The sequence below is a fragment of the Sphingobium sp. LMA1-1-1.1 genome (assembly GCF_040676365.1).
Classification (GTDB): Bacteria; Pseudomonadota; Alphaproteobacteria; order Sphingomonadales; family Sphingomonadaceae; genus Sphingobium.
Window position 1 is genome coordinate 356,909 of sequence record NZ_JBEGHS010000034.1, and the last position, 12,472, is coordinate 369,380.

A 12,472-nucleotide genomic window follows, 5' to 3' on the forward strand; every position below is an offset into this window, starting at 1 on the left:
GCCATGAATGGTCCGACATGCGAGCGCTGACATGAACGCCTTCGGCGAGCGCGTGGGCTGGCCCGCGGCTCTGTTTTCCCTCAAATGCTTCGCGGCGGCGATGCTGGCGCTCTACGTCGCGCTCAGCATCGGGCTGGAACGTCCCTATTGGGCATTCCTGACCAGCTATATCGTCGCGCAACCGCTGGCCGGTGCGGTGATTTCCAAGGCGGTGTTCCGCATCATCGGCACGCTGACCGGGGCGATCTTCTCCGTTGCCGTCGTGCCGCCTCTGGTCAATGCGCCGGAATTGCTGTCGCTCGCCATGGCGCTGTGGCTGGCCTTGTGCGTTTTCGTCTCGCTGCTCGATCGCACGCCGCGATCCTATATGTTCGTGCTGGCGGGCTATAGCGCCTGCCTCATCGTCTTTCCCGACGTCGACACGCCGCAGACCATCTTCACCGTGGCGACGCTGCGGGTGCAGGAAATCACCATCGGCATCCTGTGCGGCACCCTGGTCCACGGTGTTGTCTTCCCCGGCTCCATAACCGATCTGCTGCTCGCGCGCGCGGCGGCCATGCTGCGCGATGCAGAACGTTGGTCGCATGACGCCATCGCGCTGGAGCCGGTGGAGGGGCTGGCGCAGGAACGCCGCCGCCTGGCGCAGGACATCACCGAACTGCACCAGATGTCGGTGCATCTGCCCTTCGACATAAGCCGCCTCGCGCCGCGTGTGCGAACGGTGCGCGCCATGCAGGACCAACTCTCGCTGCTGCTGCCGCTGGGCGCGGCGGTGGAGGATCGTCTGGCCATGTTGAAGGCGGCCAGTGGCGGCGTCGTGCCGCGGCAGGTCGAAACATTGATAGCGGATGTCCGGGCCTGGATCGTCAACCCCGGCGAAGATCTCGCCGTCCGCAATGCAGCGGCGGACGCGCTGATCGCCCGATGTTCCGCGCTGGAACCGGCGGCGCGGGCGGAGATGGGCTGGGCGGACATGATGCGCCTCAGCCTTTTTGCCCGCCTCGCCGCACTGATTGCCGCGCATCGCGACTGCCGCGACCTCTATGACCAGATGGTGACCCACAGGCGGGAGGCGGTCAGCGCCCGCGTCGGCGAATTGCTGGAGGGGCGGCGCAACCGGGAACTGCACAGGGACTATGGCGGCGCGGCGCGCGGCGCATTCGCGGCCTTCGTCACCGTGGCTCTGGGCTGCGCGCTCTGGATCGGCAGCGGATGGAAGGACGGCGGCAGCGCGGTCATGCTGGCGGGCGTGTTCCTTTCGCTCTTCGCGGGGTCGGACAATCCGCTGGCGCCGCTAAAGGGTTTCATGATCGGCACCATCGCCGCTTCGCTGCTGGGCGCGGTCTATGGCTATGCCATCATGCCGCGCCTTGACGGCTTTGCCATGCTGGCCGCCGCCTATGCGCCGATGCTGCTGCTGTTGGGCACCATGATGGCCTCGCCGCGCTGGATGGGCATCGCCTTGCCGACGCTGCTGGGACTGGGCAGTCCAGTGCTGTTGTCCGATCGGTATGTCGGCGCCTTCGCGAGCTATGCCAATGGCACCGTGGCCCAACTGGTCGGCATTTGGTACGCGATCATCATGGCCGGGCTGCTGCAGTCGGCGGGGGTGGAGCGGGCGATCCGGCGCACGGTGCGCGCAGGGTGGAACGACATCGCCAATCGCGCCACGCTGATGACGCCGCCTGACCTGCGCGGCTGGATCAACCGGATGCTGGATCGCATCGCGCTGCTGGCGCCCCGGCTGGCCGCTGTCCGTTCCGACAGCGGGCAGCCGCTCTACGACGCGCTCCGCGACCTGCGGACCGGCGTTGCCATCGGCGAATTGCGGCAGTTGCGGCTCGACCTGCCCGTCGATGAAGCCGCGCCGCTCGCCGATGTGCTGACGGGCGTCGGCGCCCATTATCGCGGGCTGGACCCGGATGCGCCGGAACCGGCCCGTCCGGCGCTGCTGACCGATATCGACGGCGCGATCAGTCATCTGTCCGATAATCCCGACGCCGCGATCCGGCGGGAGGGTATCCTTGCGCTGGTCAGCCTGCGCCGCAATCTTTTCCCCGACAGTCAGGGCTATCGGAAACCCTCGCCGATCGGACAGCCGGCATGACCGGAGAAATCGCCCTGGGCGGCGTCTATGTGCCGACCCTTTTATTGCTGGCGCTGGTGGCGCTGATCCTGAGCTGGGGCGTAACCCGGTTGATCGGCGCCTTCGGCCTCTATCGTTTCCTCGCTTATCGCGCGGCGGTCGACCTCAGCATCTTCGTGCTGATGCTGGGCGCGCTCGTCATCCTCGTTCCCGCCCTTGGAATCCGTCTATGAACCGCTTTGCCGCCACGCTGACCCGCAGCGCCGCCACCATCGTCCTCGTCATCGCAGCCGTGCTCGTCGCGCTGTGGATGTGGAATCATTATGAGCGCAGCCCCTGGACGCGCGACGGGCGGGTGCGGGCCGACGTCGTGCGGGTGACGCCCGACATTGGCGGACTCGTCACCTCCGTCGCGGTGCATGACAATCAGGCGGTGAAGGCGGGCGACCTGCTGTTCGTGATCGACCGGCCCCGCTACGCGCTGGCGGTGGAGCAGGCCGAAGCGCAGATCGCCAGCGCCAGGGCGACGCTCGGCCAGGCCCGGCGGGAGGCGGCCCGCGACGTGGCGCTGGGCGATCTGGTGGCGAAGGAAGCGCATGAGCAGAATGTCGCCCGCGTCGCGACGGCGGAGGCGGCGCTGGCCGAAGCGATGAGCGCGCGGGATGCCGCCGCCCTCAACCTCCGGCGGACACGGGTGGCCGCGTCGGTCAATGGGGTGGTCACGAACCTCGACCTTCATCCGGGCGATTTCGTGGCGGCGGGGCAGCAGGCCATGGCGCTGGTCGACCGCGACAGCCTGCGCGTGGAGGGCTATTTCGAGGAAACCAAGCTGCCGCTGGTCTGCATCGGTGCGCCCGTGACGGTGCGCCTGATGGGGGAGGCGCAGGATCTGCACGGCCGGGTCGACAGCATCGCCTATGGCATCAATGACAGCAGCCGGTCGGATTCGGGCAATCTGCTGCCGACGGTCGAGCCGACCTTCTCCTGGGTGCGGCTGGCCCAGCGCATCCCGGTGCGAGTGAAGCTGACGCAGGTGCCCCCGGAGGTAAAGCTCATCGCCGGGCGTACAGCCACCGTGACGATCGAACCGGCGCGCAAGGATGCGAAGGCCGGGGGGTGCCGTCATGCGTGAGATGCGGGCCAGTGGTGCCTTTTCTTCCTCCGGCCGAAGGCGCGGAGCAAGGATGGGGGCGCCTGTCCTCGCCCTTGCACTGGTCGCCTGCGCCACGGCGGGTCCGGACTATCGTCCACCCGAAAATTCGGCGGCAACCGCTCCCGCCGCGCAGGGCGCCTTCCTGTCGGCGCAGGATGCCCGCTTCAGCAACGCCGATCTGCCCGATCATTGGTGGCGGCTCTATGCCGACCCCCGGCTGGACGCGCTGGTGGAACAGGCCCTTGTCGCCAATCGGGACCTGCGCGTCGCCGACGCCAACCTGACCGCTGCGCAGGCCGTCCTGCGCGAGGCGGAGGCCGCACGCACCATCGGCACGACGGTCAGCGGGGGCGCGACGCTTTCGCGGCCTTCGGGCACGGCAGAAAGCCTGCCGGGCGTGGTCGGCTATGATCTGGGCCTTGCCGCCTCCTATCCGCTCGACCTCAACGGCCGGATCAGGCGCGCGATAGAGGCGAGCGCCGCCGATCTGGAAACGGTCGCGGCGGCGCGCGACTATGTGCGGGTCAGCGTGGCGGCGGCAACGGCGCGCGCTTATGCGCAGGTGTGCGCCGCCAATTATTCGCTGGCCGTCAACCGGCGCGTCGTGGCGCTGCAGCGGGAAACGCTGGGCGCCACGCAGCGGCTGTTCAGGGGAGGGCGGGGCACGGCCTTCGACGTCAGCCGGGCGCAGGCGGCGGTCGACGCAAGCGAGGCCAGCCTGCCCGCCTTCGACGCGCAGCGGCAGGGTGGATTGTATCTGCTGGCAACCTTGCTGGGCCGGCCGCCGGCCGATTATCCGAAGGATGTAGAAAGCTGCGCGACCCTGCCGGCGCTGGGTGCGGCCCTGCCGGTGGGTGATGGCGCTGCGCTGATCCGGCGACGGCCGGACATCCGGCAGGCGGAACGCGGCATCGCCGCCGACACGGCCCGCGTCGGGGTGGCGACCGCCGATCTCTACCCGCAGATCAGCATTGGTGGATCGCTGGGCCTGTCGGGACCGCTCAGAAGCGCGGGTTCAGGGACCAGTTTCGGCATGAGCCTGGGACCGCTGTTAAGCTGGAGCTTTCCCAACCGTCCCGTCGTCAGGGCGCGGATCGCGCAGGCCGATGCGCAGGTCCAGGCCGATCTGGCGCGCTTCGACGGAACGGTGCTGGAGGCGTTGCGCCAGACGGAAACGGCGCTGGAAAACTATCGTCGCCATGCCGATCAGGCGGCGGCTCTCGACCGCGCGCGGGACAGCGCGGGGGTTTCGGCCGCGCAGGCAGGCAAGCTGTTCCGCTTCGGGCGGGGCGATTTCCTGTCCCTGCTGGACGCGCAGCGCTCGCTCGCCAATGCGGAGGCTTCGGCGGCGGCGGCGCGGGTGCAGTTGGTGCAGGACCAGATTGCCGTCTTCCTGGCGCTCGGCGGCGGCTGGTCCTGAAAGGAAAACCCCGGAACAGCGATCTGATCAGATCGCTGTTCCGGGGGTCATGAAGCTGGTGCGACCCGAAAGCTTCACATGATCAATATTGGACCGTGACGGTTACCGCGCGACGGTTCTGCGCCCAGGCGGCCTCGTCCGAACCCAGCGCGGCGGGGCGTTCCTTGCCATAGCTCACGGTGGTGATGCGGCCGGCGTCGATGCCCAGCGAAGCGAGATAATTCTTCGCCGCATTGGCGCGGCGTTCGCCCAGCGCGATATTATAGTCACGGGTGCCGCGCTCGTCGCAATGCCCCTCGATGGTCACGCGGACATTGGGGTTCTGTTGCAGCCAGGCGGCCTGACTTTGCAGGATCTGCTGGTCCTGCGCGTCGACATCATATTGGTCGGTGCCGAACAGGATGCGATCGGATGCGACCGATGCGACGAAATCCTCCTGGCTGCCCTTGACCGGGCCAGTCGGGGCGGCAGGAGCGCCGGTTTGCGCCGAACTGTCGCCGCCGGGCGCGGGGGGCAATTCCTGCGGCGGCTTCTTGGAGCAGGCGGCAAGGGCCACGATGGCGGTCGCCATCAGCAAAGGACGGGAAATTTTCATCGGATGCTCCTCAACAGGGTCTGAAGGTCGTTACGCAGTCGGGACGATTCGGTTCCGTCATGATGCGAATCAGCATATGTCGGCGTCCTAGGGCAGCAAGGGCCCCCAGGCCGGGTCCGACCCGCTGAGCGGCGTGGGTATGCGCCGTTCGTTCACGCCGGTCAGGTCGACCTGCCACACCTGGCTGCTGCCTTCCCGGCCGGGCGTGGTGCGGAAGAATTGCAGCACGCGGCCATTGGGCGACCAGCTCGGCTGCTCGTCCTGCCATCCATTGGTCAGGATGCGCTCATTGTCACCCGTCGGCGTCATGACCGCGATCTTGAAGTCGCCGGAAATCTTGGTGAAGGCGATCAGGTCGCCACGCGGGCTCCATTCCGGCGTCGCATAGCGGCCACCGCCATGGCTGATCCGGTGCTGGCCCGAACCGTCGGCGTTCATCACATAGATCTGCTGGCTGCCGGAACGGTCGCTTTCGAACACGATCTGGCGGCCGTCGGGGGAATAGCTGCCGCCCACATCGATGCCCGGCGCCGTGGTCAGGCGCACCGGCGCGCCGCCGCTGGCGGAAATGCGATAGATGTCGGTGTTGCCCGCGATCGCCATGGAGAAAAGGATGTTGCGGCCATCCGGCGACCAGCGCGGCGCGAAGGTGGGATTGTTGCTTTCCGTCACCAGCCGCTGCCGCCCCGTGCCGATGTCATAGATATAGATGCGCACGCGGTTGTTGAGGTAGCTCACATAGACGATCGACTTGTAGTCGGGCGAAAAGCGCGGCGTCAGCGCGATCGACTGGCCATTGGTGATGAAGCGGTGGTTTGCCCCGTCCGAATCCATGATGGCGAGGCGCTTGGTGCGGTTCCCCTTGGGGCCGCTCTCCGCGATATAGGCGATGCGGCTGTCGAAGAAGGGGCTCTCGCCCGAAAGGCGCGCATAGATGGCGTCGGCGCATTTATGCGCGGCCCGCCGCCAGTCCCGCGGCGCCACGACATAGCCCTGCCGGGTCAGTTCCTGCTTCAGCGCCACGTCGTAGAGATAGCAGCCGACGGTGATGTCCGCCTCGCCTCCCGTCGTGCGCACGAAACCCTGCACCAGCGCCTGATAGGCGCCCCATTTGTCATAGACGGGATTGGTCACTTCGGGAAAGGCGATCGCCGGAATGCCGGCAGGGCCGGAGGGATCGAACAGGCCCGACCCCTTGAGGTCGGCCGCGATCACCTCGGCGATCTTGCGGCCCAGCTCGGTCGAACCGCCTGCGGGCGTGGAAACCTCCGCCTGCGCCGGCAGGGCAGGGACCACGATCTTGAGGTTGGAGGAGGATTCGTCCGTCACATCGACGCTGAGCTGCGCCGAAGCGGCGGGCGCGAGCGCCAGCAGCAGCGCCCCCAGCATGGCCCCGAACGTGGCGCGGGCCTTTCCTGTCCTGAAGGATGGGGTCATTGCGATAGCCTCTTGTCGAAGGAGATGCGGAGGGATTTCCAGCCATCATACAAAGCGGGTGGCAGCTTGAAAGGCGCGGCGAGGCGGATCGCCTTGACCGCCAGTTCCTGATGCAACGTCACCTGGGTGCGGTTGCTGGCGGTGATGCCGGTGGTGTTGACGACCTGCGGCTGCCCCAGGAGCGAACCGTCGCGGGAAAGCTGCACGTCGACGAAGGTGCGAAGCTGCTCGATATCCGCGCCGCTGGGGGATTTCCAATAGGGCTTGAGCTGGCGACGGATTTCCGCGTCCAGCGCGGCCTTCTGCGCCGGCCCCATGGCGGCTGCCGGTGGCGGCGCGGGCTTGCGCGGGGCGTCGTCCTCGGTGTCGATGCCCTTCAGGAAGTCCTTGCCCAGCAGCGATCCCTTGGGCTTGTCCGCCTTGCCCTGGCCGGAGGCGCGCGCGGACGCATCGGACTTGGGCTTGGCCGCGGGCTTCTGCGATGCCTTGGCCGGTGCGGGCTTTTCTGCCGCCGGCTTGGGCTTCGGCTTGGCGGCCGGCACATCCTTCTTCGGGGGTGCGGGCGCGGGTTTGGGCGGTGCAGGCTTGGCCGCCTGCTTGGGTGGAGCCGGACGGGGAGCCGGCGGCGCCGGGCTTGGTTCGGGTCGTGGCGCCGGTTCGGGTTCCGGCGCGGGCGCGGCGTCCTCGGTCGGGCCCTGTTCCGGCGCGACGCTGGGGGGTGGGGGGGCGGTCGACACCTGCGGTGCCGTTGATTTCAGCGCGACCTCATCCACCAGGCTGACGTCCATCGGCGGCGAATTGAGCTTCAGGGGGTTAGGGGTAGCCAGAAAGCCGGACGAAAGCAGGCCGAACAGCAGGACATGTCCCGCCGTTGCCACGCCAAGGCCGATTTTCTCCGCACGATCCATCGCCAAGACCTATGGCCCCTATTCTGAACCGCTGCTGACAGCGGACCTGTCCTCGGTGCCGGTGCTGACCAGCGCGACCTTGTTGAGTCCCGCGCGGTTCAGCTCGCCCATGACGAGCATCACCCGGCCATAGTCCAGCCCCTTGTCGGCGCGCAGAAAGATCTGCGGCGGTTCAGCCTTGCCGGCATTGGCGGACATGATCTCGGCCAGGCGGCCGGGCAGTTCGGCGTCGCTGATCTGCGCGTCGTCGATGAAGACGCCGCCGTCGCGGTCGATCGAGACCACGGTGGGCTTCTGGTCCTGGTCCAGCCCCTTGGCGCGGGTTTCGGGCAGGTTCACCGGCACGCCCGTCACCAGCAAGGGCGCTGTGACCATGAAGATGATCAGCAGCACCAGCATGACGTCGACCAGCGGCGTCACGTTGATGTCCGCCATCGGCGCGCGACCGCGTCCGCGACGGCTGGAAGGAGGCCCGGACATGGCCATTACATCGCCCCCCGCTTTATCCCGGCCTTCGTCACCGCTGCGCCTCCAGCTCGCGGCTCAGCGTCGAATAGAAGCCGTCGGCAAAGCGGGTCAGCCCCGATTCCATGCGGTTGATGCCATGGCTGAAGCGGTTGTAGGCGATCACCGCCGGGATCGCCGCGAACAGGCCGATGGCGGTGGCGAACAGCGCCTCGGCAATGCCGGGCGCAACGACCGCCAGGCTGCTGTTCTGTTCCGCCGCGATGCTGGTGAAGGCCCGCATGATCCCCCACACCGTGCCGAACAGCCCGACAAAGGGGGCGACCGAACCGATCGTGGCGAGAATGTTGAGCCGGTCCGACAGCCGGTCCATTTCCGCAGCGATCGTGCTCGACATGGCGGTGGACAGCCGATCGCGCGTCCCCTCGCGATCGATCACCTTCTGCGCGGTCGACCGGCGCCATTCGGTGACGCCGGCGGCCATCACCTTGGCGGCCGGGAACTCCGCCTTGCCGCGGCCTTCATAGAAGCGGTCGATATCCTCCGCCTTCCAGAAATCCTGTTCGAAGGCGCGGCTTTGCCGGCTGGCCTTGCGCAGGGTGAAGCTGAAGCCGATGATCATCGCCCAGGTCCAGATGCTGGCCAGCAGCAGGCCCAGCATCACCACCTTCACGACGATGTCGGCCTGAAGGAACAGGGCCAGCGGCGAAATGGTGGCAGCTTGCGCGGCATTGCCGACCGCAAGGCCAACGTCGGGCATCGAAAGGCTCATGGGTTGATGTCTTCCCCTCTCATCAAACGGCTGAAAATGTCGGTCCAGGGCTTTGGTTGCCGGCGCGGGCGGCCCTGGGGTGTCAGGAAGGCGACGGAAACATCGCCCTGGGTCAATATTTCCTCATCGCGCATGACCGTCTGATGAATGGAACATGAAGCCGCGCCGACTTTCGTGACGCGGCTCACGACCATCAGCTCATCGTCCAGCCGGGCGGGGCGGCGATAGTGGAGCTGAAGGTCGGTGACGGCATAGACGCCCTCTCCACCCTCCAGATTGGCGCGCTGGTCGATCCCGGCAATGCGCAGCATGTCCGATCGGGCCCGTTCCATATAGCGCAGATAATTGGCATGATAGACAAGGCCGGACAGATCGGTGTCCTCGAAATAGACGCGCAGCGGAAAGTGATGCACGGCGGCGATGAACCTTCCGGTCGCCGGCGCGGGCAGCAGGTCTGAAACGGACATGCCGGGGCTTTTAACCATCAAGCAGGCGCTGCGCAAAGCGGGAAATCGCAGAAAGATCGGCGCTCCGCCTCCCGCACGGGGCTTTCCGTCCGCTTTGACGTTGCGCGGAAGCACTGGCAGCCCGCCTGTCATGGCGCTACGGGGGCGGGCGAAGAGGATTCAGTGCAGGAGGGTTTCGACCATGACGGATATTCGGACCGTGGGGGTGATCGGCGCGGGCCAGATGGGCGCGGGCATCGCGCAGGTGGCGGCGCAGGCGGGCTATGAGGTCATCCTGTCCGACATCGACCTGCCCCGCGCGCAGAAGGGCCGCGACAGCATCATCCGCCAGCTTGGCCGTGCGGTCGAAAAGGGCAAGCTGGCGCAGGCCGATGCCGACGCCGCCATCGCCCGGATCACGCCGGTGGGCGAAATCGCACCACTGGCCGCCTGTCAGCTGGTGATCGAAGCCGCGACCGAGCGGGAGGAGATCAAGCGCGCCATCTTCGGCAATGTCGGCGCGCTGCTGGCGCCCGACGCGATCCTGGCGTCCAACACCTCCTCCATCCCGATCACCCGGCTGGCGCAGGCGGCGCCCGACGCAAGCCGGTTCGTTGGCGTGCATTTCTTCAACCCGGTGCCGGTGATGGCGCTGGTCGAGGTCATTCGCGGCCTTGCCACCAGCGCGGAAACGGTGACCGCGGTCGAGGCCTTCGCCGCCAGCCTGGGCAAGCAGGTGGTCCATGCCTTCGACGCGCCCGGCTTCGTGGTGAACCGCATCCTGTTGCCGATGCTCAACGAAGCGATGTTCGCGCTGGGTGAGGGCGTCGGCAGCGTGACCGACATCGACAAGGGCGTGATGCTGGGCCTCAACCATCCCATGGGGCCGCTGACGCTGGCGGATTTCGTCGGTCTCGATACCTGCCTGGAAATCTGCAAGGTGCTGCAGGACACGACCGGCGACCCCAAATATCGCCCTGCGCCGTTGCTGGTGAAATATGTCGAGGCCGGCTGGCTGGGCCGGAAGACCGGCAAGGGCTTCTACGACTATTCCGGTGCGGAGCCGGTGCCGACGCGGTGATGTGGGGGTTGGGCTACCCCGCGCTCAACCCATGCTTCTTCATGCAATGGCGAAGCTGGTCATAGGTCAGCCCCAGCCCCTTCGCCGTCGCCCGCTGGTTGTAGCGAAAGCGCTCCAGCGCCGCGCGGACGATGGCCGCCTCATGCGCATCCACGGCGGATTTGAGGTCCGTGATCGCGTCATGGCCGTTGGCGACGGGAGCTGGTGAGCCCATGGTCCGACCCTCCGCCACGACCTGCACCGGCATCAGCGGCTGGGGTTTCCAGGGCGAGGCGAAGGGATCGAACACGATCGCCGCGACCGGCCGCCCCGGCTCGTTCCAGCGATAGACCGCGCGCTCCACCACATTGCGCAGTTCGCGTACATTGCCCGGCCAGTAATGGGCCTCCAGCTCGGCCATGCAGGCGGCGGAAAAGCCCGGCCATTGCGGCCAGCCGATCTCCGCCGCCATGCGCCGCCCGAAATGATTGGCGAGCACCGCGACATCCCCCTCCCGCGCCCGCAACGGGGGCAGGGTGATCACCTCGAAGCTCAGCCGGTCCAGCAGGTCGGGCCGGAACCGCCCGGCATCGGCAGCGGCGGGCAGGTTCTCATTGGTCGCCGCGACGATGCGCACGTCGACCGTCAGCGGCTTCGACGCGCCGATCCGCGTCACCTCGCCATATTCGATGACGCGCAGCAGCCGCTCCTGCGCCGCCATGGAAAGCGTGCCCAGCTCGTCCAGGAACAGTGTGCCGCGATCGGCCTCTTCGAACCGTCCCGCCCGCGCCCGCGCCGCGCCGGTGAAGGCGCCCTGTTCATGGCCGAACAATTCCGCCTCGATCAGCGTTTCCGGCAGCGCCGCGCAGTTCATGACGATCAGCGGTTCGTCCCAGCGGGGCGAAAGATGGTGAAGGCGCTCCGCGATCAGTTCCTTGCCGGTGCCGCGCTCCCCGATGACCAGTACCGGCCGGTTGAGTTCCGCCGCCCGTCCGGCCTGCTCGACCGCATCGAGAAAGGCCAGCGACTGGCCGACGAACTGGGTGTTTTTCTCCATGCCCCAACTTATGGTGAAAATTCCCATATTTCGGCAAGTCCTATTCTTGCACGATCGTAAAAAACCGCGAAATTCTGCCATTTCCGGAAATTGGCACGGCTTCTGCAAAGTTGGAAAGCGAAGCCGCTGACCTATCGAGCGGCACGCATATGAAGGCCAAGGTTCAGGAGTTTATCATGGAAAAGCAAAGCAACAGCGTCCGCGAAATCGGTCAGTTCCTGTCCGTCGCCATCGCCTCCGTCCTGTTCGGATCGACCCTGATCCTTTCGGCGGTAGGCCCTGCCCGCGCCAGCGAAGTCCCGATGATCGCGAACCCGGAATGCCCCGCAGCCTTGCACTATCTGGCGTAAGGCTCGCCCCGACACGTTCGTACCAGGAGTGAAGTTCAAATGGGTATTTTCTCCCGCACCCGCGACATCATCGCCGCCAATGTCACCGACCTGCTCGACCGGGCGGAAGACCCGGCGAAGATGATCCGCATGATCATCCTCGAAATGGAGGAAACACTGGTCGAGGTGCGCGCCTCCGCCGCCCGCACCATCGCCGACCAGAAGGAAATGCGGCGTCACATCGCCAAGCTCCAGGGCCTGCAGGACAGCTGGACGGAAAAGGCCCAGCTCGCGCTCAGCAAGGACCGCGAGGATCTGGCCAAGGCCGCGCTGGTGGAAAAGCAGAAGGCGGTCGACATGGCGGAGCAGCTTTCCCATGAGATCGAGGTGCTGGACGAAGCGCTGCGCGCCTCCGAAGAGGACATCGCCAAGTTGCAGGGCAAGCTGCGCGAGGCCCGCGCGCGCCAGAACAGCCTGGTCACGCGCATGGAAAGCGCCCAGAACCGCCTGCGCCTGCGCGAAGCCTATGCCGGCGAGAAGGTGAACGACGCCTTTGCCCGCTTCGACATGCTGGAGCGCCGGGTCGACATGGCCGAAGGCCGCGCCGACGCCCTGAGCCTAGGCAACCAGCCCAAGACGCTGGAGGAGGAGATCGCGGAGCTCAAGACGTCCGACAAGGTCGACGCCGAACTGGCCGCGCTGAAGGCGTCGATGAACGCCGGTACAAACAGGGGAGAATGACGC

The 12,472-nt window shown here is 66.9% G+C and carries 14 protein-coding genes; 7 read left to right on the plus strand and 7 right to left on the minus strand.

Features of this window, described 5'->3' with window-relative positions; genetic code table 11:
• Positions 1–31: 31 nt before the first annotated feature.
• The 4 genes from MRBLMA1_RS15740 to MRBLMA1_RS15755 are packed head-to-tail and all read left to right on the plus strand — an operon-like array spanning position 32 to position 4,659.
• Positions 32–2,107: an FUSC family protein gene (locus MRBLMA1_RS15740; protein WP_363737938.1), complete on the plus strand. Its 2,076-nt coding sequence runs from the start codon at positions 32–34 to the stop codon at positions 2,105–2,107.
• Entirely contained in the window at positions 2,104–2,319 is a 216-nt protein-coding gene (locus MRBLMA1_RS15745; RefSeq protein ID WP_363737940.1) for a DUF1656 domain-containing protein, read from the plus strand. The genes MRBLMA1_RS15740 and MRBLMA1_RS15745 overlap by 4 nt, the downstream gene beginning before the upstream one ends.
• Positions 2,316–3,218: an efflux RND transporter periplasmic adaptor subunit gene (locus MRBLMA1_RS15750; RefSeq protein WP_363737942.1), complete on the plus strand. Its 903-nt coding sequence runs from the start codon at positions 2,316–2,318 to the stop codon at positions 3,216–3,218. Before MRBLMA1_RS15745 ends, MRBLMA1_RS15750 begins: the two co-directional genes overlap by 4 nt.
• A gap of 52 nt (positions 3,219–3,270) precedes the next feature.
• On the plus strand, positions 3,271–4,659 hold the full coding sequence (locus tag MRBLMA1_RS15755) for an efflux transporter outer membrane subunit (protein ID WP_363737944.1): 1,389 nt from the start codon (positions 3,271–3,273) through the stop codon (positions 4,657–4,659).
• A gap of 82 nt (positions 4,660–4,741) precedes the next feature.
• On the opposite strand, the gene pal is transcribed toward MRBLMA1_RS15755, so the two are convergent.
• From pal to ybgC, 6 genes are all read right to left on the minus strand, one after another.
• Positions 4,742–5,254 (minus strand): peptidoglycan-associated lipoprotein Pal, encoded by a 513-nt coding sequence (gene pal / locus MRBLMA1_RS15760; protein WP_133653245.1) that lies wholly within the window; start codon positions 5,252–5,254, stop codon positions 4,742–4,744.
• 87 nt (positions 5,255–5,341) lie between these two features.
• On the minus strand, positions 5,342–6,691 hold the full coding sequence (gene tolB, locus MRBLMA1_RS15765) for a Tol-Pal system beta propeller repeat protein TolB (RefSeq protein WP_414714771.1): 1,350 nt from the start codon (positions 6,689–6,691) through the stop codon (positions 5,342–5,344).
• Positions 6,688–7,599, minus strand: coding sequence for a TonB C-terminal domain-containing protein (locus MRBLMA1_RS15770; RefSeq protein WP_363738225.1), 912 nt, complete (start codon positions 7,597–7,599; stop codon positions 6,688–6,690). The genes tolB and MRBLMA1_RS15770 overlap by 4 nt, the downstream gene beginning before the upstream one ends.
• A gap of 18 nt (positions 7,600–7,617) precedes the next feature.
• Positions 7,618–8,085: a protein TolR gene (gene tolR, locus MRBLMA1_RS15775; RefSeq protein ID WP_133653246.1), complete on the minus strand. Its 468-nt coding sequence runs from the start codon at positions 8,083–8,085 to the stop codon at positions 7,618–7,620.
• 31 nt (positions 8,086–8,116) lie between these two features.
• Positions 8,117–8,836, minus strand: coding sequence for a protein TolQ (gene tolQ, locus MRBLMA1_RS15780; protein ID WP_363737946.1), 720 nt, complete (start codon positions 8,834–8,836; stop codon positions 8,117–8,119).
• Positions 8,833–9,303: a tol-pal system-associated acyl-CoA thioesterase gene (ybgC, locus tag MRBLMA1_RS15785; RefSeq protein WP_133653248.1), complete on the minus strand. Its 471-nt coding sequence runs from the start codon at positions 9,301–9,303 to the stop codon at positions 8,833–8,835. The genes tolQ and ybgC overlap by 4 nt, the downstream gene beginning before the upstream one ends.
• 181 nt (positions 9,304–9,484) lie before the next feature.
• Between ybgC and MRBLMA1_RS15790 the strand changes: the two genes are divergently transcribed.
• Complete coding sequence (locus MRBLMA1_RS15790) at positions 9,485–10,363, plus strand: 3-hydroxybutyryl-CoA dehydrogenase (RefSeq protein WP_363737948.1); 879 nt, start codon at positions 9,485–9,487, stop codon at positions 10,361–10,363.
• Positions 10,364–10,376: 13 nt separating this feature from the next.
• On the opposite strand, the gene pspF is transcribed toward MRBLMA1_RS15790, so the two are convergent.
• Positions 10,377–11,399, minus strand: a complete 1,023-nt coding sequence (gene pspF / locus MRBLMA1_RS15795) for a phage shock protein operon transcriptional activator (RefSeq protein WP_363738227.1) — start codon at positions 11,397–11,399, stop codon at positions 10,377–10,379.
• A gap of 176 nt (positions 11,400–11,575) precedes the next feature.
• Between pspF and MRBLMA1_RS15800 the strand changes: the two genes are divergently transcribed.
• Entirely contained in the window at positions 11,576–11,749 is a 174-nt protein-coding gene (locus MRBLMA1_RS15800; protein WP_363737950.1) for a hypothetical protein, read from the plus strand.
• A gap of 39 nt (positions 11,750–11,788) precedes the next feature.
• Positions 11,789–12,469: a phage shock protein PspA gene (gene pspA, locus MRBLMA1_RS15805; RefSeq protein WP_363737952.1), complete on the plus strand. Its 681-nt coding sequence runs from the start codon at positions 11,789–11,791 to the stop codon at positions 12,467–12,469.
• The last annotated feature ends 3 nt before the right edge of the window (positions 12,470–12,472 follow it).

Bases quoted from the DNA above. Each gene is read 5' to 3' on its own strand.
- tolQ (WP_363737946.1), bottom strand. From the start codon at position 8,836: ATGAGCCTTTCGATGCCCGACGTTGGCCTTGCGGTCGGCAATGCCGCG.
- MRBLMA1_RS15755 (WP_363737944.1), top strand. From the start codon at position 3,271: ATGGGGGCGCCTGTCCTCGCCCTTGCACTGGTCGCCTGCGCCACGGCG.
- pspF (WP_363738227.1), bottom strand. From the start codon at position 11,399: ATGGAGAAAAACACCCAGTTCGTCGGCCAGTCGCTGGCCTTTCTCGAT.
- MRBLMA1_RS15770 (WP_363738225.1), bottom strand. From the start codon at position 7,599: ATGGATCGTGCGGAGAAAATCGGCCTTGGCGTGGCAACGGCGGGACAT.
- tolR (WP_133653246.1), bottom strand. From the start codon at position 8,085: ATGGCCATGTCCGGGCCTCCTTCCAGCCGTCGCGGACGCGGTCGCGCG.
- MRBLMA1_RS15800 (WP_363737950.1), top strand. From the start codon at position 11,576: ATGGAAAAGCAAAGCAACAGCGTCCGCGAAATCGGTCAGTTCCTGTCC.
- tolB (WP_414714771.1), bottom strand. From the start codon at position 6,691: ATGACCCCATCCTTCAGGACAGGAAAGGCCCGCGCCACGTTCGGGGCC.
- pspA (WP_363737952.1), top strand. From the start codon at position 11,789: ATGGGTATTTTCTCCCGCACCCGCGACATCATCGCCGCCAATGTCACC.
- MRBLMA1_RS15750 (WP_363737942.1), top strand. From the start codon at position 2,316: ATGAACCGCTTTGCCGCCACGCTGACCCGCAGCGCCGCCACCATCGTC.
- MRBLMA1_RS15790 (WP_363737948.1), top strand. From the start codon at position 9,485: ATGACGGATATTCGGACCGTGGGGGTGATCGGCGCGGGCCAGATGGGC.
- ybgC (WP_133653248.1), bottom strand. From the start codon at position 9,303: ATGTCCGTTTCAGACCTGCTGCCCGCGCCGGCGACCGGAAGGTTCATC.
- pal (WP_133653245.1), bottom strand. From the start codon at position 5,254: ATGAAAATTTCCCGTCCTTTGCTGATGGCGACCGCCATCGTGGCCCTT.
- MRBLMA1_RS15745 (WP_363737940.1), top strand. From the start codon at position 2,104: ATGACCGGAGAAATCGCCCTGGGCGGCGTCTATGTGCCGACCCTTTTA.
- MRBLMA1_RS15740 (WP_363737938.1), top strand. From the start codon at position 32: ATGAACGCCTTCGGCGAGCGCGTGGGCTGGCCCGCGGCTCTGTTTTCC.